Annotated in this window: 22 protein-coding genes; 8 read left to right on the top strand and 14 right to left on the bottom strand. The window is 40.7% G+C overall.

Going from position 1 to position 22378, the window contains the following annotated elements; all coding sequences use genetic code 11:
• From A6J84_RS05470 to A6J84_RS05450, 5 genes are all read right to left on the bottom strand, one after another.
• Complete coding sequence (locus A6J84_RS05470) at nt 1-651, bottom strand: metal-dependent transcriptional regulator (RefSeq protein ID WP_000188541.1); 651 nt, start codon at nt 649-651, stop codon at nt 1-3.
• Nucleotides 652-734: 83 nt separating this feature from the next.
• Complete coding sequence (gene tpx, locus A6J84_RS05465) at nt 735-1229, bottom strand: thiol peroxidase (RefSeq protein ID WP_049489569.1); 495 nt, start codon at nt 1227-1229, stop codon at nt 735-737.
• 113 nt (nt 1230-1342) lie between these two features.
• Complete coding sequence (locus A6J84_RS05460) at nt 1343-2275, bottom strand: metal ABC transporter substrate-binding protein (RefSeq protein ID WP_049489570.1); 933 nt, start codon at nt 2273-2275, stop codon at nt 1343-1345.
• Between the two features lie 25 nt (nt 2276-2300).
• Complete coding sequence (locus A6J84_RS05455; protein WP_000634601.1) at nt 2301-3149, bottom strand: metal ABC transporter permease; 849 nt, start codon at nt 3147-3149, stop codon at nt 2301-2303.
• Entirely contained in the window at nt 3146-3868 is a 723-nt protein-coding gene (locus tag A6J84_RS05450; protein ID WP_000619158.1) for a metal ABC transporter ATP-binding protein, read from the bottom strand. The genes A6J84_RS05455 and A6J84_RS05450 overlap by 4 nt, the downstream gene beginning before the upstream one ends.
• Before the next feature lie 179 nt (nt 3869-4047).
• Here A6J84_RS05450 and A6J84_RS05445 point away from each other — a divergent pair, with 179 nt between their 5' ends.
• Nucleotides 4048-5940, top strand: coding sequence for a M13 family metallopeptidase (locus A6J84_RS05445; RefSeq protein ID WP_049519283.1), 1893 nt, complete (start codon nt 4048-4050; stop codon nt 5938-5940).
• Nucleotides 5941-5979: 39 nt separating this feature from the next.
• Here the strand turns inward: A6J84_RS05445 and A6J84_RS05440 are convergent, their stop codons facing one another.
• The 5 genes from A6J84_RS05440 to A6J84_RS05420 all read right to left on the bottom strand — a co-directional run bounded on the left by A6J84_RS05440 (nt 5980) and on the right by A6J84_RS05420 (nt 10677).
• The gene (locus tag A6J84_RS05440) at nt 5980-6609 is read right to left on the bottom strand and encodes an MBL fold metallo-hydrolase (RefSeq protein WP_084944370.1); all 630 of its coding nucleotides are present in this window, start codon (nt 6607-6609) and stop codon (nt 5980-5982) included.
• Nucleotides 6610-6710: 101 nt separating this feature from the next.
• Nucleotides 6711-7904, bottom strand: a complete 1194-nt coding sequence (locus tag A6J84_RS05435) for a ferric reductase-like transmembrane domain-containing protein (protein WP_095726208.1) — start codon at nt 7902-7904, stop codon at nt 6711-6713.
• Between the two features lie 162 nt (nt 7905-8066).
• A complete protein-coding gene (locus A6J84_RS05430) occupies nt 8067-9140 on the bottom strand; it encodes a DUF2974 domain-containing protein (RefSeq protein ID WP_095726207.1) in 1074 nt (357 codons plus the stop codon).
• Between the two features lie 111 nt (nt 9141-9251).
• Complete coding sequence (locus A6J84_RS05425) at nt 9252-10028, bottom strand: hypothetical protein (RefSeq protein ID WP_000820265.1); 777 nt, start codon at nt 10026-10028, stop codon at nt 9252-9254.
• A gap of 85 nt (nt 10029-10113) precedes the next feature.
• Nucleotides 10114-10677, bottom strand: coding sequence for a TetR/AcrR family transcriptional regulator (locus A6J84_RS05420; RefSeq protein ID WP_185761457.1), 564 nt, complete (start codon nt 10675-10677; stop codon nt 10114-10116).
• Nucleotides 10678-11004: 327 nt separating this feature from the next.
• Between A6J84_RS05420 and A6J84_RS05415 the strand changes: the two genes are divergently transcribed.
• The 3 genes from A6J84_RS05415 (at nt 11005) to A6J84_RS05405 (ending at nt 14008) form a co-directional block, all read left to right on the top strand.
• Nucleotides 11005-11682 carry a response regulator transcription factor gene (locus A6J84_RS05415; RefSeq protein WP_000548981.1) on the top strand — a complete coding sequence of 226 codons (678 nt, stop codon included), beginning with the start codon at nt 11005-11007 and terminating at the stop codon, nt 11680-11682.
• Nucleotides 11675-12649 (top strand): sensor histidine kinase, encoded by a 975-nt coding sequence (locus tag A6J84_RS05410; RefSeq protein ID WP_095726206.1) that lies wholly within the window; start codon nt 11675-11677, stop codon nt 12647-12649. The genes A6J84_RS05415 and A6J84_RS05410 overlap by 8 nt, the downstream gene beginning before the upstream one ends.
• Nucleotides 12650-12958: 309 nt before the next feature.
• On the top strand, nt 12959-14008 hold the full coding sequence (locus A6J84_RS05405) for a DUF389 domain-containing protein (RefSeq protein WP_095726205.1): 1050 nt from the start codon (nt 12959-12961) through the stop codon (nt 14006-14008).
• A gap of 212 nt (nt 14009-14220) precedes the next feature.
• Here the strand turns inward: A6J84_RS05405 and thrS are convergent, their stop codons facing one another.
• The 3 genes from thrS to A6J84_RS05390 all read right to left on the bottom strand — a co-directional run bounded on the left by thrS (nt 14221) and on the right by A6J84_RS05390 (nt 17435).
• Nucleotides 14221-16164 carry a threonine--tRNA ligase gene (gene thrS / locus A6J84_RS05400; RefSeq protein ID WP_042902763.1) on the bottom strand — a complete coding sequence of 648 codons (1944 nt, stop codon included), beginning with the start codon at nt 16162-16164 and terminating at the stop codon, nt 14221-14223.
• A 10-nt stretch (nt 16165-16174) separates the two neighbouring features.
• Complete coding sequence (locus A6J84_RS05395; protein ID WP_095726204.1) at nt 16175-16798, bottom strand: AAA family ATPase; 624 nt, start codon at nt 16796-16798, stop codon at nt 16175-16177.
• Between the two features lie 262 nt (nt 16799-17060).
• Entirely contained in the window at nt 17061-17435 is a 375-nt protein-coding gene (locus A6J84_RS05390) for a hypothetical protein (protein WP_095726203.1), read from the bottom strand.
• 195 nt (nt 17436-17630) lie between these two features.
• Here A6J84_RS05390 and A6J84_RS05385 point away from each other — a divergent pair, with 195 nt between their 5' ends.
• The 4 genes from A6J84_RS05385 to A6J84_RS05370 all read left to right on the top strand — a co-directional run bounded on the left by A6J84_RS05385 (nt 17631) and on the right by A6J84_RS05370 (nt 21277).
• The gene (locus A6J84_RS05385; protein WP_095726202.1) at nt 17631-18482 is read left to right on the top strand and encodes a metallophosphoesterase family protein; all 852 of its coding nucleotides are present in this window, start codon (nt 17631-17633) and stop codon (nt 18480-18482) included.
• 160 nt (nt 18483-18642) lie between these two features.
• The gene (locus A6J84_RS05380; protein WP_084945356.1) at nt 18643-19584 is read left to right on the top strand and encodes a hypothetical protein; all 942 of its coding nucleotides are present in this window, start codon (nt 18643-18645) and stop codon (nt 19582-19584) included.
• Between the two features lie 165 nt (nt 19585-19749).
• Nucleotides 19750-20187: an Rrf2 family transcriptional regulator gene (locus A6J84_RS05375; protein ID WP_070656941.1), complete on the top strand. Its 438-nt coding sequence runs from the start codon at nt 19750-19752 to the stop codon at nt 20185-20187.
• 67 nt (nt 20188-20254) lie between these two features.
• Complete coding sequence (locus A6J84_RS05370) at nt 20255-21277, top strand: YdcF family protein (RefSeq protein WP_070656942.1); 1023 nt, start codon at nt 20255-20257, stop codon at nt 21275-21277.
• Nucleotides 21278-21563: 286 nt separating this feature from the next.
• On the opposite strand, the gene A6J84_RS05365 is transcribed toward A6J84_RS05370, so the two are convergent.
• The gene (locus tag A6J84_RS05365) at nt 21564-22346 is read right to left on the bottom strand and encodes a DUF4037 domain-containing protein (protein WP_070656943.1); all 783 of its coding nucleotides are present in this window, start codon (nt 22344-22346) and stop codon (nt 21564-21566) included.
• Nucleotides 22347-22378: the final 32 nt, after the last annotated feature.

The raw sequence follows: 22378 nt of genomic DNA, 5'->3' as shown, positions 1-22378 counted from the left end.
TTAGTTGATTTTTTCGACATAGAGTTGTTTGGCGATATCCATACTAACTTGGAGGTCTTCACCTTTGTTGACCAGTGTAAAGGTATTGGAAAAATTATCAAACTGCTTGACTTTGACTTGGTTACCGATATGAATCTCATGCTTTTCTAAGTATTTAAGTAAGTCAAAGCTATCGTGAACTCGAGTCAGGAGATAGGTTCCAGCTTCCTTGGTACCTGCCAGTGGTAAGTTGTTGATTTCAACCAAGAGCTCTCCCTTGGCTGGGATGGTTCCTCCGTGGGGACAGGTTTTAGGGAAGCCCAGGAGTTTATCCAGTCTCTCTACGAAGAGGTCAGATACAGTGTGCTCTAGGACCTCAGCTTCCTCGTGGATCTGGTCACTGGTATAGTCGAGATGGTGAACTAGAAAGACTTCAATCAAACGGTGTTTACGATAGAGTTCGGAAACTAGTTTGAGCCCGATATCTGTCAATAGATAGCCATTCTCCTTGTCCTTGAGGATGAGATTCTCACTTTTCATGCGTTTGATCATCTCTGTTACGGCAGGTGGAGAGACTTGCATACGGGCAGCAATTTCTTTATTGGTAATTTTCTGCATCTCCGTACCGATTTCATAAATACATTTTAGGTAGTCTTCTTTATTTGGCGTCATTCGTTTCCTCTTGTCTTTTCTCTCCATCTAGTATACCAAAAAAAGCTAGATTTCTCTAGCCTTCTGCCCTAATGGCTTTGATTTTAGTCCAGTTCTTTCACTGCAGCAATAGCAGCTTCAAAGTCTGGTTCCGTGTTGATGTTATCAACGTATTCTACGTAACGGATGACATTATCAGTATCGAGAACAAAGACGGCACGTGCAAGGAGATGCCATTCGTTGATCAAGAGGGCATAATCACGTCCGAAAGAATGGTCAAAGTAGTCTGAAAGCATGATGGCATTGTCAAGGCCTTCAGCCCCACACCAGCGTCCTTGGGCAAATGGTAGGTCCATAGAAACGGTAAGAACGACGGTATTATCAAGGCTAGCAAGTTCCTGGTTGAAGCGACGTGTTTGCGTTGAGCAGATACCAGTATCGATAGAAGGGACAACACTCAAGACTTTTTTCTTTCCATCAAAGTCAGCTAGCGTTTTTTTAGAGAGATCGGTTGTCGTAAGAGAAAAGTCAAGTGCCTTGTCTCCGACTTGCAGTTGTTTACCTGTAAAAGTTACAGGATTTCCGAGAAAAGTGGTCATGAAACTACTCCATTCTTTTTTCTTTTATTTTACCGAGAATTGTCAGATTTTTCCAATGATTTGACCGGAAATTGAAAAAACGCCAATTCGGTGAGAATGACGTTTTTAATGGATTATTTTGACAAACCTTCAGCAATCTTGTCAAGGTTGTATTTCATCATGTTGTAGTAGCTGTCACCTTCTTTACCTTCTTCAGCGATTGAGTCAGTAAAGATTTGTGCGTAAATTGGAATATTTGTGTCTTGTGAAACAGTCTTCATTGGACGGTCATCGACACTTGATTCAACAAAGAGGGATGGAACTTTTGTTTGGCGAAGCTTTTCAACCAAGGTCTTGATTTGTTCCGGTGTTCCTTCTTCTTCTGTGTTGATTTCCCAGATGTAGGCACTTGGAACTCCGTAAGCTTTAGAGAAGTATTTGAAGCATCCTTCGCTGGTTACAATGAGTTTTTTCTCAGCAGGGATATTGTTAAATTTCTCTTTGGCTTCCTTGTCCAGTTTGTCTAGCTTTTCAGTATAGTCTTTGAGATTTTTTTCGTAGAATTCCTTGTTGCTAGGGTCTTTTGCAATCAACTGTTTAGCGATATTTTTAGCAAAGATAATTCCATTTTCAAGGTTGAGCCAAGCGTGTGGGTCTTCTTTGCCTTTCTCGTTTTGACCCTCAAGGTAGATGATGTCTACACCGTCACTAACTGCATAGTAGTCTTTGTTTTCAGTTTTCTTGGCATTTTCGACCAATTTGGTAAACCAAGCATTGCCACCTGTTTCAAGGTTGATACCGTTATAGAAAATGAGGTCAGCCTCAGAAGTTTTCTTTACGTCTTCAGGAAGTGGTTCGTACTCGTGTGGGTCTTGACCAACAGGAACGATACTATGAAGATCAATCTTGTCACCAGCGATATTTTTAGTAATATCAGCAATGATAGAGTTAGTCGCTACAACCTTTAGTTTTTGGTTTGTAGATGCTGTATCTTTTTTCCCACTAGCACAGGCAGCTAATCCAATGATAGAAAGAAAAAGAACGAGCAATGTACCTAATTTTTTCATTAGATTCCTCCAGAAGGGTTTCCCCTTATTTATTGATTTTTTTATTTTTTAGTTTCAAGTATCGTTGCTTTGGAGAGATAAAGAAACTGATTAAGAAGAAGCTGGCAGATGTGAGCACGATGCTGGATCCTGCTGCGAGGTTGAAGCTATAGCCGATAAAGAGTCCCAAAACAGAAGCGGTTGCCCCTAGGGTTGATGAAAGAAAAATCATGCTCTTTAGGCTATTCGCATAAAGGTAAGCCGTCGCAGCTGGGGTGATCAACATGGCCACGATAAGAATCGTTCCAACACTTTGCATGGCAGTGACTGACACAAGGGTCAAGAGCACCATGAGTAGATAGTGATAGAAATTAACAGGCATTCCCATGGCTTTAGCCAAAAGCTCGTCAAAGGATGTAATCAATAGTTGTTTAAAGAAAATCCCGATAATCAAGAGAATCAATGCCCCCACACCAATGGTGATCCACATGTCCGTATCTTGGACAGCGAGGATATTCCCAAAAAGGATATGGAAGAGGTCTGTCGAACTCTTGGCAACACTAATCAAGATGACACCTAAGGCTAAGAAAGATGAAAAGGTAATACCAATGGCAGTGTCACTCTTGATGATAGAGTTACCCTTGATGTAGGTAATGATGATGGAAGCCATCAAGCCAAAGATGATCGCTCCAATAAAGAAATCAATTCCCAGGATAAAGGAAAGGGCTACGCCGGGCAAAACTGCGTGAGAGATGGCATCCCCCATGAGAGACATTCCACGTAAGATGATAAAACATCCCACGGCTCCAGCAACCACCCCGATGACTATAGCTGTTATCAGGGCATTTTGTAGGAAATGGAAATGTTGCAATCCATCGATAAATTCTACTATCATAGGTCACCTCCATTAAAGAAGAGCTTACTACCATAAGCTTTTTTGAGATTGACTTCGGTAAAGGTTTCTTCAGTTGAACCAATAGCAACCAATTCTCGATTGAGAAGCATAACTTGGTCGAAATAATGAGGGACTTTGCTGAGGTCATGATGGACGATGAGAACTGTTTTACCAGCTTTTTTAAGGTCTCTCAGTGTATTCATGATAATCTCTTCACTGATCGAGTCAATCCCGACAAAAGGCTCATCTAAAAAGATGTAGTCAGCTTCCTGCACTAAGCAGCGGGCAATCAAAACACGTTGGAATTGTCCTCCAGAGAGCTGACTGATTTGGCGATCAGCATAGTCTGAGAGTCCAACGATTTCAAGTGCATCCGCCACTTTTTTCCAGTGGCTGGCCTTTAAAGTGTGGAAGAGCGGGATAGATGGATAGAGTCCCAGTGAGACACATTCCTTGACCTTGATAGGGAAATTGTAGTCGATATGGATTTTTTGCTCGACATAGGCAACTCGATGTAAAGATTTCTTGACTTCTTTGTCATCGAGAAAGGCCTGACCTTCGTGTGGGATAATTCCCAACATACTTTTTAATAAAGTTGATTTTCCAGCACCGTTTGGACCAATAATTCCGGTAATAGTTGGTCCGTGGAGCACTAGTGAAATATCCTTTAGTGCCAACGTTTCTTTGTAGGAGACACTGAGGTTTTCGATACGTATCATACAGTTATTTTCCTCCTGTCTTTTAATATACATTAAAAAAAAAATTAAGTCAAGTTAATTTTTAAAAAATTTAAAATAATAACTGAAAAATGAAGAAAAAAGAGAGACCATTTTTAATTGCATTCCCAAGTGTTTTTTGCTAAGCTAAGAATAAGTGAAAAAATGAAAGCGAGAACAAGATGACACGTTATCAAGACGATTTTTATGATGCAATCAATGGAGAATGGGAAAAAACAGCTGTTATTCCAGCTGATAAATCTCGAACAGGTGGCTTTATTGACCTTGATGAGGAAATTGAAGAGTTAATGCTGGCAACTACGGACAAGTGGTTGGAAGGCGAAGATGTTCCAGAGGACGCTATCCTCGCAAATTTTGTTAAGTACCATCGTATGGTACGTGATTTTGATAAGAGGGATGCAGATGGAATCAAGCCTGTCCTTCCTCTGCTCAAGGAATACCAAGATTTGGAGAGCTTTGCAGATTTTACCAGCAAACTGGCAGAGTTTGAACTAGCAGGTAAACCAAACTTCCTTCCATTTGGAGTATCACCAGACTTTATGGATGCCAGAACCAATGTTCTCTGGGCAAGTGCACCAGGAACTATCTTGCCAGATACAACCTACTATGCTGAAGACCATCCTCAACGTGAGGAGCTCTTGACGCTTTGGAAGGAAAGTAGCGCAAATCTTCTCAAAGCCTATGATTTTTCAGATGAGGAAATCGAAGACTTACTAGAGAAGAGATTGGAATTGGACCGTCGTATCGCAGCAGTGGTTCTTTCAAACGAAGAAAGTTCAGAATATGCCAAACTCTACCATCCATACGCTTATGAAGATTTCAAGAAATTTGCCCCTGCCCTACCTTTGGATGATTTCTTCCAAGCAGTTCTTGGACAAACTCCAGATAAGGTTATCGTAGATGAGGAACGTTTCTGGCAAGCAGCAGACCAATTTTATAGTGAAGAAGCGTGGCCTTTGCTTAAGGCAACCTTGATTTTGGCTGTGGTCAATCTTTCAACCAGCTATCTCACAGACGAGATTCGTGTCCTATCAGGTGCCTATGGACGTGCCCTTTCAGGTGTTCCAGAAGCTCAGGACAAGGTCAAGGCAGCCTATCACTTGGCCCAAGGTCCCTTTAAGCAAGCCCTTGGTCTCTGGTATGCGCATGAAAAATTCTCCCCAGAAGCTAAGGCAGACGTAGAGAAAAAAGTGGCGACTATGATTGATGTTTATAAGGAACGTTTGGCTAAGAATGACTGGCTCACTCCTGAAACGCGTGATAAGGCTATTGTCAAACTCAATGTCATCAAGCCTTATATCGGTTATCCAGAGGAATTGCCAGCCCGCTACAAGGACAAGGTAGTGGACGAAACTGCCAGTCTCTTTGAGAATGCCCTAGCCTTTGCGCGTGTGGAAATCAAGCACAGCTGGAGCAAGTGGAACCAGCCAGTTGACTACAAGGAGTGGGGCATGCCAGCACACATGGTTAATGCCTACTACAATCCTCAGAAGAACTTGATTGTTTTCCCAGCTGCCATTTTACAGGCTCCATTCTATGACTTGCATCAGTCATCTTCAGCCAACTATGGTGGTATCGGAGCAGTTATCGCTCACGAAATTTCTCATGCCTTTGATACAAATGGAGCTTCCTTTGATGAAAATGGTAGCCTCAAGGATTGGTGGACAGAGAGTGACTATACTGCCTTTAAGGAAAAAACTCAGAAAGTTATCGACCAGTTTGATGGTCAAGAATCTTATGGTGCCACTATAAATGGTAAGTTGACAGTTTCAGAAAACGTTGCTGACCTTGGAGGAATTGCTGCAGCCCTTGAAGCTGCTAAGAGAGAGCCAGACTTCTCTGCTGAAGAATTCTTCCACAACTTTGCTCGTATCTGGCGTATGAAAGGCCGTCCGGAGTTGATGAAACTCATGGCCAGTGTCGATGTGCACGCGCCTGCTAAACTCCGTGTCAATGTCCAAGTACCAAACTTCGATGACTTCTTTACAACTTATGATGTCAAAGAAGGCGACGGTATGTGGCGTTCACCAGAGGATCGTGTGATTATTTGGTAAGACAAAAACCAAGGATTTTCTTCCTTGGTTTTTTGCTTGCTAGAAAAAAGGATTAAAGGTCTTTTCGTGAGCGATAGTCGTAGCTGGACCATGACCAGGATAGACATCGTAGTTAGGAAGAGTGAAGAGTTGCGTCTGAATGCTATGGAGGAGTTGTTCCGTGCTACCTGTAGGAAGGTCTGTTCGTCCGATGGTTTCTCGGAATAGGGCATCTCCCGTCAAGACTAGATGGGCATCAGGAAAGACGATAGAAACACCGCCGATAGAGTGCCCTGGGGTTGGTAGAACTGTAAAACGAAATTCCTCAAGCTGGTATTCCTCATGAAAGACAAAGGTGTGCTCTGCAGGTTTTGCGACCACATCTGCCAGATCATCATGACGAGGGAGACCAGAGAGATTATCTATAGGTGTATAAAGCCAAGATGCTTCACTCTCTGCTACATAAACTGGAGGATTTCCAAAAGTATCACGAACCAAGTCCAGACTCATAATATGGTCGTAGTGGGTGTGGGTCAGGAGAATCGCGCAGACTGGTTTGTTGATTTTTTCGATAGTCATGCGGATAGCTTCCCAATGGCTACCTGGGTCAACCACAATCAGGTGTTGGTCTCCTTCCAGATAATAAGTGTTTTCATAAGCAACGGGATTCACGGTTTTATGGATTTTCATACTGGCTCCAATCTCAAAGAATGTATTAAACTAAGTATAGCATAGAAGAGAGAAATAAAGTGAAAAGAAAGTCCCTCTTTTGTGTTAGAGGGACAATGATCTTATTTAAACTTGAAACCTTCGTAAATGAGTTTTGTTTTGGGATTCTTTTTCTTGATTTGCTTGGCAAGGGCCTTCATCATAGGAAGCGGTCCACACATATAAACAGTAGTCTGGTCAGGGATTTCTTCTTGATCCAAAGTCAGGTATCCTTTTTCATTGCTATCGATCAGCTGCAGGTCAAAGTTAGCATTTTGACGGGCGTAGTCACGAAGTAGATCTAGGTAGACAGCATTTTCCTCTCCACGGAAACTATAGTAGAAGCGGACGTTCCTGTCTAGGATAGGGTGTTCTCGGATATAAGAGATGAAAGGTGTCATTCCAATTCCACCTGCAATCCAGATTTGCTGCTTTGGACCATGTTCCATAGTCATATGCCCATAGGCGCGATCAACTGCAACCTTGCTACCAACTTGAAGATTATCATAGATATTTTTGGTGTGGTCACCAGAGTTTTTTATCGTAAAATAAAGAGTTCGTCCTTGTCCCCCAGAGATGGAGAAAGGGTGTGGAGCAGTCTCAAAACCTTTTTGGAAAATTTTTAGAAAGGCAAATTGTCCATATTCGTAGGTGAAAGGATGACTGAGCTCTATTTCAATTTCAGTCGTGTCGTGGTTGAGGCGTTTGATTCCTACGATTTTTCCAAGATAGGTGAAACCGATCTTTTGATAAAGGAAAATAATATAAAATCCTGCAAGCAAGCCTAAAATAGCATAGATTCCAAAGATAAGACCTAGGAAACTAAAGGAGAGGAGACGATTTCCCATGATCATCAAAACATGAAAAAGGCCAAAGATATAGGCTAGATAAACCAATCGATGAATCCATCTCCATGCTTCATACTGGATATATTGTCCCAGATAGGCAACCAGAACAATGCTGATAAAGATATAGATAGCGATATTTCCAAACTGTGCGGCCAAATGCGAACCCCAGAGACCGCCCATGCTAAAGTTGTGTAGGGTTAGTAGGAGAATGGATAGAAAAGCGGTGAATTTATGAGCTAGATACATCTTTTCAAGTCCGTTAAACCAAGTTTCAAGTAAGGGTAAACGGCTAGCTAGTATAAAAGTAAGTGAGAGCGTAGTGAGAGCTAAACCAGGGATTAGAAACTGACTGGCACCTGAACTGAGCCAAGCTAGGATCGTCAGAAGCATACTAAGTCCGATAAATAAAATACCTTTTAATGATTTCATAGTAGAAGTCCTTTCATGGATTTATCTTATATTGGATGTAATAAGATTTGTTACATTTTAACAAAAAATGAATCTGTAGTCAAGGTTTGTGATTTAGGCTAACTTTTCTGACCCTTTTTTCTAAAAAAGCCAACGAATCGGTGATTCATTGACTTTCTTATTTTAACGATTTTTCCAAGCTTGGTAGCGGGTGTCAATCAAGAGTTGGGTTAGTCGTCCCATGGTTTCTCTTTCTTCGGGAGTGAGGGATTGAGCTTGGACAAAGAGATGGTGAATGTGTTCAATAACCTTGAAGGAAGAAAGATCGTTGATAGAGGAGATGCCTGCATCGAGAATGATTCCAAAAAAGAGGTCAAAGTAGAGCTGCAGTTCAGTATCAGGGACCGTCTCAACCCATTCCTTGAAGGTTGTATCGACTTGCTGGCTGTCACTATTGGTCTCGTCCAGTTGGACAAAGTGTTTGTCTTCAACCTGCCAACTAAAGGTGTCGTGCTGAGCAAGGCCACCTAAGGCGGTGCTTCGAACGACGATTTTTTTATCCGGAATTTCCAGCATCATCCCGATGATAGACCCTTGTGGGATAAATACTTTCGTTCTTTCCATCATGTTTTGATAGCCAGGTGTTTCGGTTAGTTCCTTGTGAAGCCCAGGGGCATCAAAAGTATAGACAGCGACAATGTTTTTCTGCAAGTTTGGATCAAGTTGACTGGCAGCATAGACAGCTAGATTGCCCCCTTTTGAATGTCCTGCTAGAGTAACCTTTTGATTAGGATGTTGAGCAAAAAAGTCCTCTAAATACTGGAGGGCATGTTTTTGAGCTGGGATTTCCTTCATATAGGTCATATGGAAATCTTCTTTCCAACCAATGATACTATCATCCGTTCCGCGAAAGACAAGCAAATAGGTATCGAGACTGATACGATAAGTCATAGCCGCAAACTGTTTTTGCAATTCAGCATCGATATCATTGATAAAGTTTGAGAGCTTGCAATTTTTAAAGCGTTTGTGTTGAGCGAGCTGATCTAACAACTGGAGACGGTTCTTATTGGTCAGCATAGTCATCTCTCTAGGGATTTGAGATGCAAGATCTATGAGACGCTGTGGTTCTTGGGTAACTACATCATCAAAAGCAAGGTAGGTTAATTCAGTAAGGGCAAGAACATCTAACTCATTCACTGGGAGATCATAAAAGGAATCGTATGCTACATCATTCAGGTAGTCAAAAATATTGGCCATAAAAGCTCCTTTCTCTATGTTTATCCTACCACATTTACATAGAATTCGCTAGTGGGCTTGTTCGAATGACCTAGTAGGGTTGGATTGAAATACATAGAAAATAGATTGCTCCTATTTCAAACCTCTAAACGAGCTTACTTGTATGTTTTTGCTATCAATCCCATTTTCCTTTAAAAAATTCTTCATCTCATTTACATCATCAGGCTGACCTGTGATGAGATAGCTGGCTTGATTGCCGTATTCATCAATAGCACGTTTTAAAAATGCTTGACTTTGAGAAAGTTCATCGCTAGTTTTATAAGTAAAATTCGGTGTTTTTTGAGCCAGTTCTTTCATCTCATTATCGAAAATAGTAACTCCTTTGTCAAAATGGTTGAGAATAATTGGAGCTTTACCAGACCATTCTTTGATAAGGGGGCGTAGAGCAGAAATACCAACATCAGATGCAAAGCAAACTAGTGGCTGATTCGTATCTTTAACAGTCAAAGAGGAATCCAGCCAACTCATCTCAATCTCACTGCCAGATGGTAAATGTGTCAAGGTGTTCTTAAAGTTGCTACCACTATTATGAGTCAAAATGAGAATTTCATCTTCATCAGGTGTGGAGGCAATGGTTAACCATCGACTGGTTTGCTCTCCCTTAGCTTCATATTTTTTAGCAGTAGACGAGGTATCAGGGAGTGTAAACTTAGCATAAGCCCCCGCTTTCCAGGTTTGATGACTCGGCTTTGTGATATGAATTAAATACAAATCTCCGCTGGGGTTTTCGATGGATTTTATCGATAATGTCTGGCTTCGTCCAAAATAAGCGATGGCACCCCAAGTTATAAGGCCTAAGACTCCAAGTGTTGATAGAATGATAATAAACATTTTTTTACCTCTTTTCATTTTTTATGACTCCTGTTCTTAATTTTATGAATGAACTATAAAATAATTCATTCATATCTTTTCAAAAAATAAAGAAATCCATTCTTTATTTTAGAACTCCTTTAATGAAGTTGGTTGCAAGTATTTCAACAGTTTTGCCAATATCTGGAAAATCTTTTTCCGTGATATGCATATCCATATAGTAAAACAGATTATAAACCTGTAAAATATCTTGAATCTTTTCTGGCGAGTACCCTTCAGCCTGCATACGATTTGTAAAAGTTTTAACTAAAAACTGATGAAATGGATTTGCGACTTTGCCTACTTCCGAGGAATAGTAGCTGTGCAACTCATCTGCGATGGCAGGATTGTACCATTCTGCAAGGATTTTATTGGAAGAAACGAGAGTTCTGGACTGAGCAAATAGTTGACCAATGAGGTCGATCATGTCAATTTCCCAATCCAGTTCTTCGATCATAGCTTGGCGAACACGGTTGTTTTCATCTATATAGATGTCTAGAAAAATGGCTTCTTTACTCTCGTAATAGTTATAAAAAGAACCAACTGCAACACCAGCTTGCCTAGCAATTTCTGAAATTCCTGTTGCCTTGTAACCTTTTTTCGAAAAAACTTCATAGGCTGCTGTTTTTAGAGCTTGTTTTTTGTCCAATATGATTTGACCTCCTTTGTTTTATGAATGAATAAATTGATTTGTTCATTCATATTCTAACAAATCATGGCTAGCTTGTCAATAAGAAGGCTAGATCTATTAAATAAGTTAAAGAAACGCTAACTAAATGAGCACAAAAAGGAAAATATAGGATAAGGCTGGAACTATAATTAAAAATAAGGTATGATATCAGTGGGAATGTTCTCTATTTATCATCTGTTTTCTGATTTGGATTTGGGAAATAGGCTGCTAAACAGTATGAGATACTGATCCGTAAATCTGATATGAAGGGTTTTGATACTTTGAGTAATAACAAAGGAGGAGCGCATGCACAAGATTTTACTAGTAGAAGATGACCAAGTTATTCGACAACAAGTTGGGAAACTGCTCTCTGAGTGGGGCTTTGAGGTCGTTTTGGTAGAAGATTTTATGGAAGTATTGAGCCTTTTTGTTCAGTCAGAACCTCATTTGGTCCTCATGGATATTGGTTTGCCACTCTTTAATGGTTATCACTGGTGTCAGGAGATTCGTAAAATTTCTAAGGTACCTATCATGTTTCTGTCTTCGAGAGATCAGGCTATGGATATCGTCATGGCAATCAATATGGGAGCGGATGACTTTGTAACTAAGCCTTTTGACCAGCAGGTTCTCCTTGCCAAAGTTCAGGGTCTGTTGCGCCGTTCCTATGAGTTTGGGCGGGATGAAAGTTTGCTAGAGTATGCAGGTGTGATCCTCAATACCAAGTCTATGGACCTGCACTATCAGGGGGAAGTTCTGAGTTTGACCAAGAATGAATTTCAAATTTTGCGAGTCTTGTTTGAACATGCTGGCAATATCGTAGCGCGTGATGACCTGATGCGGGAACTCTGGAATAGCGACTTTTTCATCGATGATAATACCTTGTCTGTCAATGTTGCTCGCCTGCGCAAAAAGTTGGAGGAGCAAGGTTTAGCAGGCTTTATCGAAACCAAGAAAGGGATAGGATACGGACTGAAACATGCTTGATTGGAAATCATTTTTTCTAGCCTATCTGCGTTCTCGCAGTCGCGTTTTTACCTATATTTTTTCATTAGGCTTTCTCGTCCTTCTCTTTCAGTTTTTATTTGCTAGTCTAGGAACTTATTTTCTTTATTTCTTTCTGCTCAGTAGTTTTTTGACCTTTTTATTTTTGGCTTGGGATATATTTGCAGAAGCTCAGGTTTACCGGCAGGAAGTACTCTATGCTGAGAGAGACCCCAAGTCTCCTCTGGAATGTGCGCTAGCAGAAAAGCTCGAAGAGCGTGAGTCTGAATTGTATCAAAAGAAGTCGGAAGCGCAGAGCAAGCTGACGGATTTGCTTGATTACTACACCTTATGGGTTCACCAGATCAAGACGCCCATTGCAGCGAGTCGCCTTTTAGTAGCAGAAGTCTCTGATCGGGAGGTCAAGCAGCAGCTGGAACAGGAAATCTTTAAGATTGACTCCTATACCAATCTGGTGTTGCAGTATCTTCGTTTGGAAAGCTTCCATGATGACTTGGTATTTGAAAAGGTTCAAGTGGAGGATCTGGTGAAGGAAGTGGTTCGTAAGTATGCCCTTTTCTTTATCCAAAAAGGACTGACGCTCAATCTCCATGACCTTGACAAAATCATCGTGACTGATAAGAAGTGGCTGTTGGTCGTCATTGAACAAATCCTCTCAAACAGTCTCAAATACACCAAAGAAGGTGGGCTAGAGATTTATATGGAAGGTCAGGAGCTCTGTATCAAGGATACGGGAATCGGGATTAAAAACAGCGATGTGCTCCGAGTCTTTGAACGTGGCTTTTCAGGCTACAATGGGCGTTTGACCCAGCAGTCATCTGGACTTGGACTTTATCTATCTAAGAAAATTTCTGAAGAACTGGGCCACCAGATTCGCATTGAATCTGAAGTTGGAAAAGGAACAACCGTGCGAATTAAGTTTGCGGAAGTGAACCTACTTATTGAGTAAAAAGAAATGCTAAGAACTTGGAAGAAATCTTTCAAGTTCTTCTTTAGATTTCTATGTAGTGAGAAAATAGGATAGAACAAAGAAAAAGGTAACTGGAATTTTTCCCGTTCACTATCTTTTAAATTGATTGAGTTCTTCAGAGAAAGGTTGTAAAATTTTTGATATAATATCAAGGATGGACTGATGGATATTTAAAGGATTATTTTCAAAAGAATGACAGGTGAGAATTAAAATATGTAAAATTGAAAAGAAGTCTCTCTGCCACCATCTAAGCAGAAACAAGAGTATATGAAATAAAAGGAGTAACCAATGACTGGAAATTATTCAACACGTGAATATCGTGAGAAATTATATGATGATCTTCATGTTCGATTAAGAGATACAGTGATTTTGATGTGTGCGATTTTTATTGCCTCTATAGGTTTAAATATGAATTCAACAGCTGTCATTATTGGAGCCATGCTGATTTCCCCTCTTATGACATCGATTGTTGGACTCGGATTTGGTTTAGCTATTTTTGATACGCGTTTAATCAAGCAATCTTTAGAGGTTTTATTTACTCAAGTATTGGTCAGCTTGCTTGTTTCGACTCTGTATTTCTGGATTTCCCCCTTATCTTATGCAAGTAGCGAGTTGATTGCACGAACCTCTCCAACCATTTGGGATGTTCTCATTGCTATTGCTGGTGGGATAGCAGGTGTAATTGGGTCAAGGAAAAAAGAAGCAAACAATATCGTGCCAGGAGTAGCCATTGCAACAGCTCTGATGCCACCTATCTGTACTGCAGGATATGGTTTAGCTAACGGAAATGTACGATTTTTATTTGGGGCTCTCTATCTTTTCTTGATCAACTGTGTCTTTATCATGCTAGCCAACATTATTGGAACAAGAATTTTGATGAGAAAATCTCCCTTAAGTTCATTTAATGAGCTAAACATTAAAATGAAAATTGGCTTGATATCCTTGATTGTATTATTGGTTCTTCCAGCCAGCTATTCAGCAGTCACTCTGACGATGGATCAAGCACGAAAAGAAGGGATCAAACAGTTTGTAGGAAAAGAATTCGCCAATCACACGGTCATTAATCAAGTCTATAAGTCAAGGGACAATGAATTAGTCTTGACGGTTGTTGGAGATCCGATTTCAGAAGAAGAATTAGAAAGGATCCACCAAAAACAAGCCTCTTACGGTATTCAATCTGTTCAATTAAAAGTCAATCAAGTCCATAATTCGATAAAATTAGATAGTGAGATGACCAAGGAATTTTATGAAAACATTAACAAGTATATCGATCAAAAACTCTCTGAAAAAGATTCACAAAAAGATCTCGTAAAAGAAAATGAAGCAGACAAGGATTGAGGATATTGAACTTTTCTAACTCGAGGAAGCAAATCTTGGGAGGATATCCTATATCCAACAGTTAGTGGATAGAAAGGATTGTTGATGAGGCTGCCATTTGTGATGGTTTGACCAATCACGACTAGCTCAGGTTAAATAAAATATAAAAAAGCAACAACTATTTCAGTTGTTGCTTTTTCTTACTGAAAAATGTTTCTCAGACAGTGATCGTTTTATTTTTCCACACGTGATTTGTTAGCAATGTCAGCAAGGATAGCTTGAACAAAGTCATCAACTGAGACAGTTTGTGTTTCTTTTTGGCCGTAGCGCCGAACGTTGACTGTTCCGTCTTCCATTTCCTTATCCCCAACGATCAATTGGTAAGGAATTTTGCTAGTTTGTGAAGCACGAATCTTGAACTGCATTTTTTCATTGCGTTCATCTACGTCTGCACGGACACCACGGTCACGGAGTTTCTTAGCCACTTCCCATGCGTAGTCTACGTGTTTTTCGTTAGAAACGGGGATGAGAGTTACTTGGTGTGGGGCAAGCCATGTTGGGAAAGCTCCCTTGTAGTTCTCAATCAAGATAGCTGTGAAGCGTTCCATAGTTGAGATAACCCCACGGTGGATCATAACTGGACGGTGTTCTTCACCATCAGCTCCGATATATTTGAGGTCGAAGCGTTCTGGAAGCAAGAAGTCAAGCTGGATAGTCGAAAGGGTTTCTTCTTTTCCGAGAGCAGTCTTAACTTGGATATCCAATTTTGGTCCGTAGAAGGCTGCCTCACCTTCAGCTTCAAAGTAGTCCACTCCCATTTCATCAAGGGCTGCACGAAGCATGGTTTGGGCATTTTCCCACATCTCATCGTTGTCAAAGTACTTGTGAGTATCTTGAGGGTCACGAAGAGAGAGACGGAAGCGGTATTCAGTCAAGTTGAAGTCTTCATAAACATCGATAATCAACTGAAGGGCACGTTGGAATTCTTCTTGGATTTGTTCTGGAGTAACGAAGAGGTGACCGTCGTTGAGTGACATTTCACGCACACGTTGAAGACCAGTGAGGGCACCAGATTTCTCGTAGCGGTGCATCATACCGATTTCAGCGATACGGATTGGCAATTCACGGTAGGAGTGAACATGGTGTTTGAAGACTTGGATGTGGTGTGGACAGTTCATTGGACGAAGAACAAATTCTTCCCCGTCACCCATGTCCATGGTTGGGAACATGTCTTCTTGGTAATGATCCCAGTGACCAGAAGTCTTGTAAAGCTCAACAGAAGCAAGTGGTGGAGTGTAAACGTGTTGATAGCCAGAAGCCAGCTCCTTGTCGACAATGTAGCGTTCCAATTCACGACGGATAGTCGCACCGTTTGGCAACCAGAATGGAAGTCCTTGACCAACTTCTTGTGAAATCATGAAGAGGTCGAGCTCTTTTCCAAGTTTACGGTGGTCACGTTCTTTAGCTTCTTCACGCATTTGAAGGTAGTTTTTCAAGTCTTTCTTGTCAAACCAAGCTGTACCGTAAATCCGTTGCATCATCGCGTTGTCGCTATTTCCACGCCAGTAGGCACCAGCAACGTTGAGCAGGTGGAAGATTTGAATCCGACCTGTTGATGGGACGTGAGGTCCACGGCAGAGGTCCACGTATTCACCCTGACGGTAGATGGTCAAACCACCTTCGTCTTCTGAGTGTTCTTCAATCAATTCCAACTTGTAAGGGTCGTTTTTGAAGATTTCACGTGCCTCATCTTTCGAAACTTCCTCACGAATAGAAGGGAAGTTTTCTTTAACGATTTTTTGCATTTCTTCTTCGATACGAGGCAGGTCTTCGTTCGAAATTTGACCAGTAGTATTGTCGGTATCGTAGTAGAAACCATCTTCGATAGCTGGTCCAACACCCAAGTGAATGTCTGGGAAGAGGCGACGAGCTGCTTGGGCAAACAAGTGAGCAGCTGAGTGACGCAAGATTGGAAGGGCATCTTCGTGATCTGGTGTCACGATTTCGATGCTTCCGTCTTCAGTGATAGCACGAGTAGTGTCGATGAGTTTGCCGTTGAATTTACCAGCAAGAGCTTTTTTAGCTAGGGAATTGCTGATAGATTGGGCAATTTCAAAAGTTGTCACGCCAGATTCGAATTCACGAACAGCGCCATCTGGGAAAGTAATCTTAATCATGGTTTTCTCCTTAAATATTTATTCTATTTTTGTTGGACAATTTTAAGAGCCGAGCAACTTCTTCCGCAGTCTGATTCTCTGATTGACTGCCATCTGTTACGAGACTAGGATAGCCTAATTTCATCGCTTCCTTACGAACCATTTGGGCAAAAAGAATGTCTCGTTGCATCCAGTTTTCAAAAGCTTGCTCAGGGTTGGTTGTACCCTCTAAGACATAAGGAACCCATTCTCTCTGTATATAATGCTTTTTTTGAAAATCAGCTGTCGGAGTCAAGCATAGATAGGAAGACGCTGGGCATTCAAGCTCCTTTACCAAGTGAGGCAAAAGTCCTGCTCCCTCAACCAAGAGAGGTCTATCTTGATTTTTTATCAAGTAAGATTTTACATAAGGAAAAATCTCTTCATAAAAGCGCCATTCTTCATCTGCCATCTCTTCTGGATTTCTCATCCAGATTTGTTCTGGATTTCTATCCTGCCTAAGAAGGCAAATTGGCTGTGAGTCTGCACTTGCTTGACTCATCATCTCTTCTACCAAATCATCCAGTTTGATATGAAGTAGTTGATACTGTCTAGCAAGAAGTGAGGCAATTGTTGACTTTCCACTGCAAGGCGATCCGCCAATCATATAAAGCATCGTTCTTCCTCCTTCTGACAAAACAAAAAGCGACATCCTCGAAAGGACGTCGCAACGTGGTTCCACCTTCATTTATGCACAACAAAAACTGTTGACACCTCTGATTGGCTTTAACGTAGCCACCGTTTTATGTTTTCATAAAAGTCAGTAGAGTAGTATCAGTTTAGGCTTTCTATGCGTTTCCAGCAACCACGCACTCTCTAGTAGAAAGGGACTAAGTGACTTGTCTCTATGCATTATTATAGCATGATTGCGAGAATTTTCAAGGTTTTTGTATAATTTTTTTATTTTTCTCTCGCTGGAAGACATGCTTGATCCCCACACCAGAAGCCAAGCCAAGTAGGGCAAAGCTTTCATAGGCTACGAGATAAAGAAAAATGAATTCACCAAAGGTGATGATGGTAAAGCAATAGAGCAGACCAATACCGAGTAGCCACCAAAGTGAGAAATGAAATCGATAGCTATAAAGTAGTGATACGATAAAGGTTACCAGAGGTGAAAAGAGGATGATGTTGTAAATGTACAGTCCCTTCAGTGTATATGGGTCAGAGATGAGTAGAGAGAGGAGTTCATAGAGTGGCCAGTAAAAAAAGAAAATGACAAGGTAGAATGGGATATGCTTAAGATAATTCCGCATGGCAATAGTCCTCCAATCTGGAAAAATTGAGAGATATTGTAGACCACATAATCCTAAATGAAGGGGAAATCTCTACTTATATTATAGCACGAGTTAGAAGCTCTTACAATTTAATCCAGTGATTAGTGATAGTAATCTTTTCGAGTGTTTTCTGTTATAATACTAACAAAAGAAGTAAGAGAGTAAGGAGAAAGAATGACCAAAATAGCAGTTCTTTCAGACATACATGGAAATACGACAGCTTTGGAAGCTGTACTGGCTGATGCAAGAGCGGCAGAGGTAGACGAGTACTGGCTTTTGGGAGATATTCTCATGCCAGGAACAGGGCGTAGAAGGATATTGGACCTCTTAGCTAGCTTGCCTATTACAGTAAGAGTTCTGGGAAATTGGGAGAATAGTCTCTGGCGAGGCCTGCATCGCAAGTTAGATCCTACAAAAGCAAGCCATCGTTATCTCCTGCGTCAAAGTCAGTACATCTTAGAGGAGATTAGCTCTAAAGAAATCGAAGACCTCAATAATCAACCCATGCAAGTTCATCGTCAGTTTGGTGATTTAACGGTAGGAATCACTCACCATCTCCCTGATAAAAACTGGGGTAGAGAATTGATCCATACGGGAAAACAAGAAGATTTTGATAGATTAGTAACGGAACCACATGCCTCCATCGCAGTATATGGTCATATTCACCAACAGTTGCTTCGTTATGGAAGTGATGGACAGTTGATTCTTAATCCAGGTTCCATTGGACAACCTTTCTTTCTAGATGCGAAGTTGCGTAAGGACCTGCGGGCCCAGTATATGACCTTAGAGTTTGATGAAGCTGGTTTGGCTGATATTGATTTTCGTCGAGTGGATTATGATGTAGAAGCTGAATTGCAGTTGGCTAAGGATTTGAAGCTCCCCTATTTCCAAATCTACTATGAAAGTTTGGTAAATGGGATTCACCATACTCATAACCATGAATTGTTAGGTCAGATTAGTGAACAAGAAGGTTATGATCAGGATGTTGAACTCTGGATGGAAAGAGACAAGAAAGATTGGTTTTAAGAGGACTTCTAGCTAGAAATAAGATAGTCTAGTGACTGCTGTTTCCCGATAAGTCGAACTGGATACGAATTGACGGCTTCTCAAATTTATGTTAGAATAACGGAATATAACTAATTTGAATCTCATACTAATTGATATTCAAAATAAGAGGAGACAGATAATGAAACCAGAAGAGTTACACGCTATTGCCTCGGAGTTGGGCTTGCAATTTGACGAAGATTCGCGTAGTATTTATGGCACGCAGTCAGGCTATTTACTTTTCCTGCAAGAAACTGATGTGAAAAATCAGTTTCGACTTTGTGTCAGTGTGAGTTTGAATGGCAATCCTGCGGATTCAGAAGAAAATGAATTGGTTTGGGATGAGTTTAAGAGTGAATCTCTTCCAAACTTGTCGACCTTGTCTATCAATCAGTACCTTGTTTCTTTTGTCGTAAAAGGTGCAATGCGCAAATCCAAAACAATTGAAAAGTTACAGACGCTCATAACAGACCTCGTTGCATTCCTTGAAACCCATCATTTCGTCCAAGTGTGTGCCTATAGCGGTCAGGAGGGTCCCGTTGGTCTCTATCAATTAGGTGATTCAATTTTCCTTATCAACGAGGAAAGCTATCAATTGCTGAAGAGCAACCTTCAGATCGAGGTGGATTCTTATCAAAACCAGAAGGAAAATGTTCTTCTTGGAGCAGTTGGTGCATTGCTGGGAGCCTTGATTGGTGGAGCAGTTGCTCTATTTATCGCACGTCTAGGTTATGTAGCTATGGTAGCGGGTATCGTTCTAGGGATTTGTACCATTAAAGGATATGAAATCCTTGGAAGAAAGGTATCTCGAAAGGGGATTGTGATTTCCTCTATTTGGATGGTGATTACTGTCTTTCTAGTAAATCAAATTGACTTGGCGATGGAAGTCGTTGCCAAACTAGGGGTTGAGTTTCCCTTTGCTTTCCGAGTGGTGAATCAATTAATCTTTAGCGGTGATTTCCCAGATAACTATTTTTATAATCTAGCTATGTTAGCTGTGTTTACCTTAGTTGGTGCTGGGGTGTCTATCAGCTCAGTCTGGTCAAGTCATAAAACAAAAGGGATTGTCCGTAAAATTGTATAAAAAAATAAGTCTTTGTATGCCCTCTACCGCTCTGGTTGCCAAGAGGGATACAGGACTTTTTGCATGGAGAAGGTAATCATTCGTTAATATTTGACAGGATAAGCAAAAAAGGTATAATGTTTATACGGGAAAAGATGAATAAAATATCAATGAAAGGAGAAGAAGATGCAAATTTCAAGCCGATTTACAATTGCGACTCATATGATGATTATTATTGCAATGCAGGATACAGACAGCAAGGTAACCAGTGATTTTCTTGCGGCTAGTGTCGGAGTCAATCCAGTCATTATCCGTAAGACTTTATCGCAACTCAAAAAAGCTGGATTGATTTCAGTTGCTCGTGGTACGGGAGGAACTGAGATAATAAAAGACCTTCAAGAGATCAGTTTGTTGGATGTCTACCAAGCTGTGGAGTGTTTAGGAAAATCTGGTAAGCTCTTTAGTTTCCATGACAATCCAAATCCTAATTGCCCAATTGGTGCGAATATCCATGCAGTTTTGGACCAAAAGCTGTTCGATGTTCAAGAAGCTATGGAAAACCAACTGCGTCAGACAAGTCTGGCTCAGGTTGTAGCAGATGCTCAGAATAAACTGTCTAAGTAAGAGGACTAAGGTTCTCTTTTTCTATTGCTATAATTATGGTACAATGTAGTCATTAAAGGAGGAGACTATGTACTTTATCACAGGATTTTTTGTCCTACTTTTTCTCGTTTCGTTTTTAAGGGACAATCGCAGTCTCTGGAATCCAGCTCTCTTGCTTTTGTCTCTGCTCTTTTCTTATATGTCCATTGCCAATCTTTTTTACGAAGCTGGGCAGAAAGAAGTGCACATGGTTTTCTTTGCAGGGATTTTTCTCCTGCTGCCTCTTTTAGTTTTTCTAAGTGGTTTTTTCCTTATTTATAATGGATTTGTGTTATTGAAAAAAGAAGGAAAATCCAAGGCAAATTATTTGTCTCTAGGATTAGGCTGCGTGATTCTATTCTTTTTTGTAATCATGGCAATTCGAGTGAGCGATACCAAGGGCTTGTTCTACACCAATCATCTAGTGAATATTATCTTTTTCTTTTTGATTTATTCGTATTTGATTTTTGGTTTTGCCTTTGCAGGATTTCTGCTTTATTCTATCCTGTATCTTTTTATTCCTAAGAAAAAATATTATGATTTTATCATCATTCACGGAGCAGGCTTGTTGAATGGAGAAAAAGTGACTCCCTTACTAAAGAGTCGCATTGATAAGGCAGTAGAAGCCTATCGCCAGTCTCTTAATCCCAATGTTAAAATCATCGCGAGTGGTGGTCAAGGTGGAGATGAAAAGATATCCGAAGCTCAGGCAATTTGTAATTATTTGTTGGAAGAGACAGATATTCCGAGAGAAGCGATTCTCCTAGAGGAAGACTCAACGACGACCTATGAGAATCTTCTCTTCTCAAAAGAAATGGGAGAGAAGCTGGTGACCAGTCCACGTTTTCTCTTTGTGACCAATGATTACCATGTTTTTCGTACCAGTACCTATGCTCGCTGTATTGGGATGAAGGGAGATGGTCTTGGTTGCCGTACAGCCGCCTACTATATCCCATCGGCCTTTATCAGAGAATACATTGCTCTATGTGTGAAGATGAGATGGCTTTTTCTCGCCTTCTATATTTTATTAATTTTAGCTCTGATTTTCTCCTATAGAGGTGTTCTATGGTAATATGTAAAATTCATATTGTAATTCTTGTTAGAATCTCTAAAAAATCTTGTAGTAACCCTAAGGGAAAAATTGTCACTAGTAATGAAAGAGCAGGGTAAGTGATTGTGAGTGCGGTTTTTGGAACGGTTTCATGATTGCTCGTCAATCAATTGAACAATTTCTAACCTAGTTGCAGATTTTCAGAGAGAGTCAAAAATAGGCAACTGAATATGAGTAGACTAGAATTTTACAGTCAACGACAAATAAAAATGTGAACAGCAACAGAGGTTCACATTTTCTTTTTGGTCTATGGCAAAATGGCTTTTAGTTCCTTCAGGATAGTTTGCAAGGTCACGACCGCTTGTTCTCCTTGTTGCGGTTGGTAGAGTAGTTGGAAATACTTGCTAATAGTTTCTTCAAATTGCTTAGGGAGGAGTGTACAATGGGTCTTTGCGTACTCCAACATTCGTTTTTCACCAGGATGGGTTTGCTCATTGAGCGCAAATAACAAGTCAAAGTAGGAAGCAAAAAACTCACTCGTACGATGATTCATGCTAAGAAGATCTTGGCGTTTGATAGCTTTTTCTATTTGGTGAGAGAAGGCAGGCATGGCTTGGTCTAGCAAAAGGAGTTGCCTTTCAATGATATGCTTTTTGAGTTCCTGTGGATAGGGAATCTGGTAAGTCTTTTGGAGCGAAGCATAGTGTCCATTCGGATCGTATAGAATCTTGCTGTGGAGTAGATTGTGCCACATACAGGTTGTATAAGAGTTTTGGGCTTGATGCTGAAAAACAGTTGAGTTTAGTTCTTGTTCAAACGACTCCAGCGAACGATAAATCAACTCGATTTGGATACCGTTGTTTAGTACACAGTCGTCCTCTAATTCCCAAAACTGGTTTCCAATTTCCATATAGGAGCAGTATTTGCTCAAAATTTTGAGGCGAGTCGCCTCATCAATAGAAGAGTTGAGATAGACATAAACGTCATAGTCAGAATTTTGATCGTAGGCTTGTCCTGCACGAGAGCCACCAAGAGCGATAGCTTCTACTTGTTCCAGTTGAGAGAATTCTTTGCAAAGTTCGTGGATCATGATTTTTCTCCTTGCTTTATGGTTTTAAAGTC

The organism is Streptococcus sp. FDAARGOS_256, from assembly GCF_002289235.2.
Taxonomy (GTDB): domain Bacteria; phylum Bacillota; class Bacilli; order Lactobacillales; family Streptococcaceae; genus Streptococcus.
The sequence above is the reverse complement of the archived record's forward strand: the minus strand, read 5'-3'. Positions and strand labels throughout refer to the sequence as shown.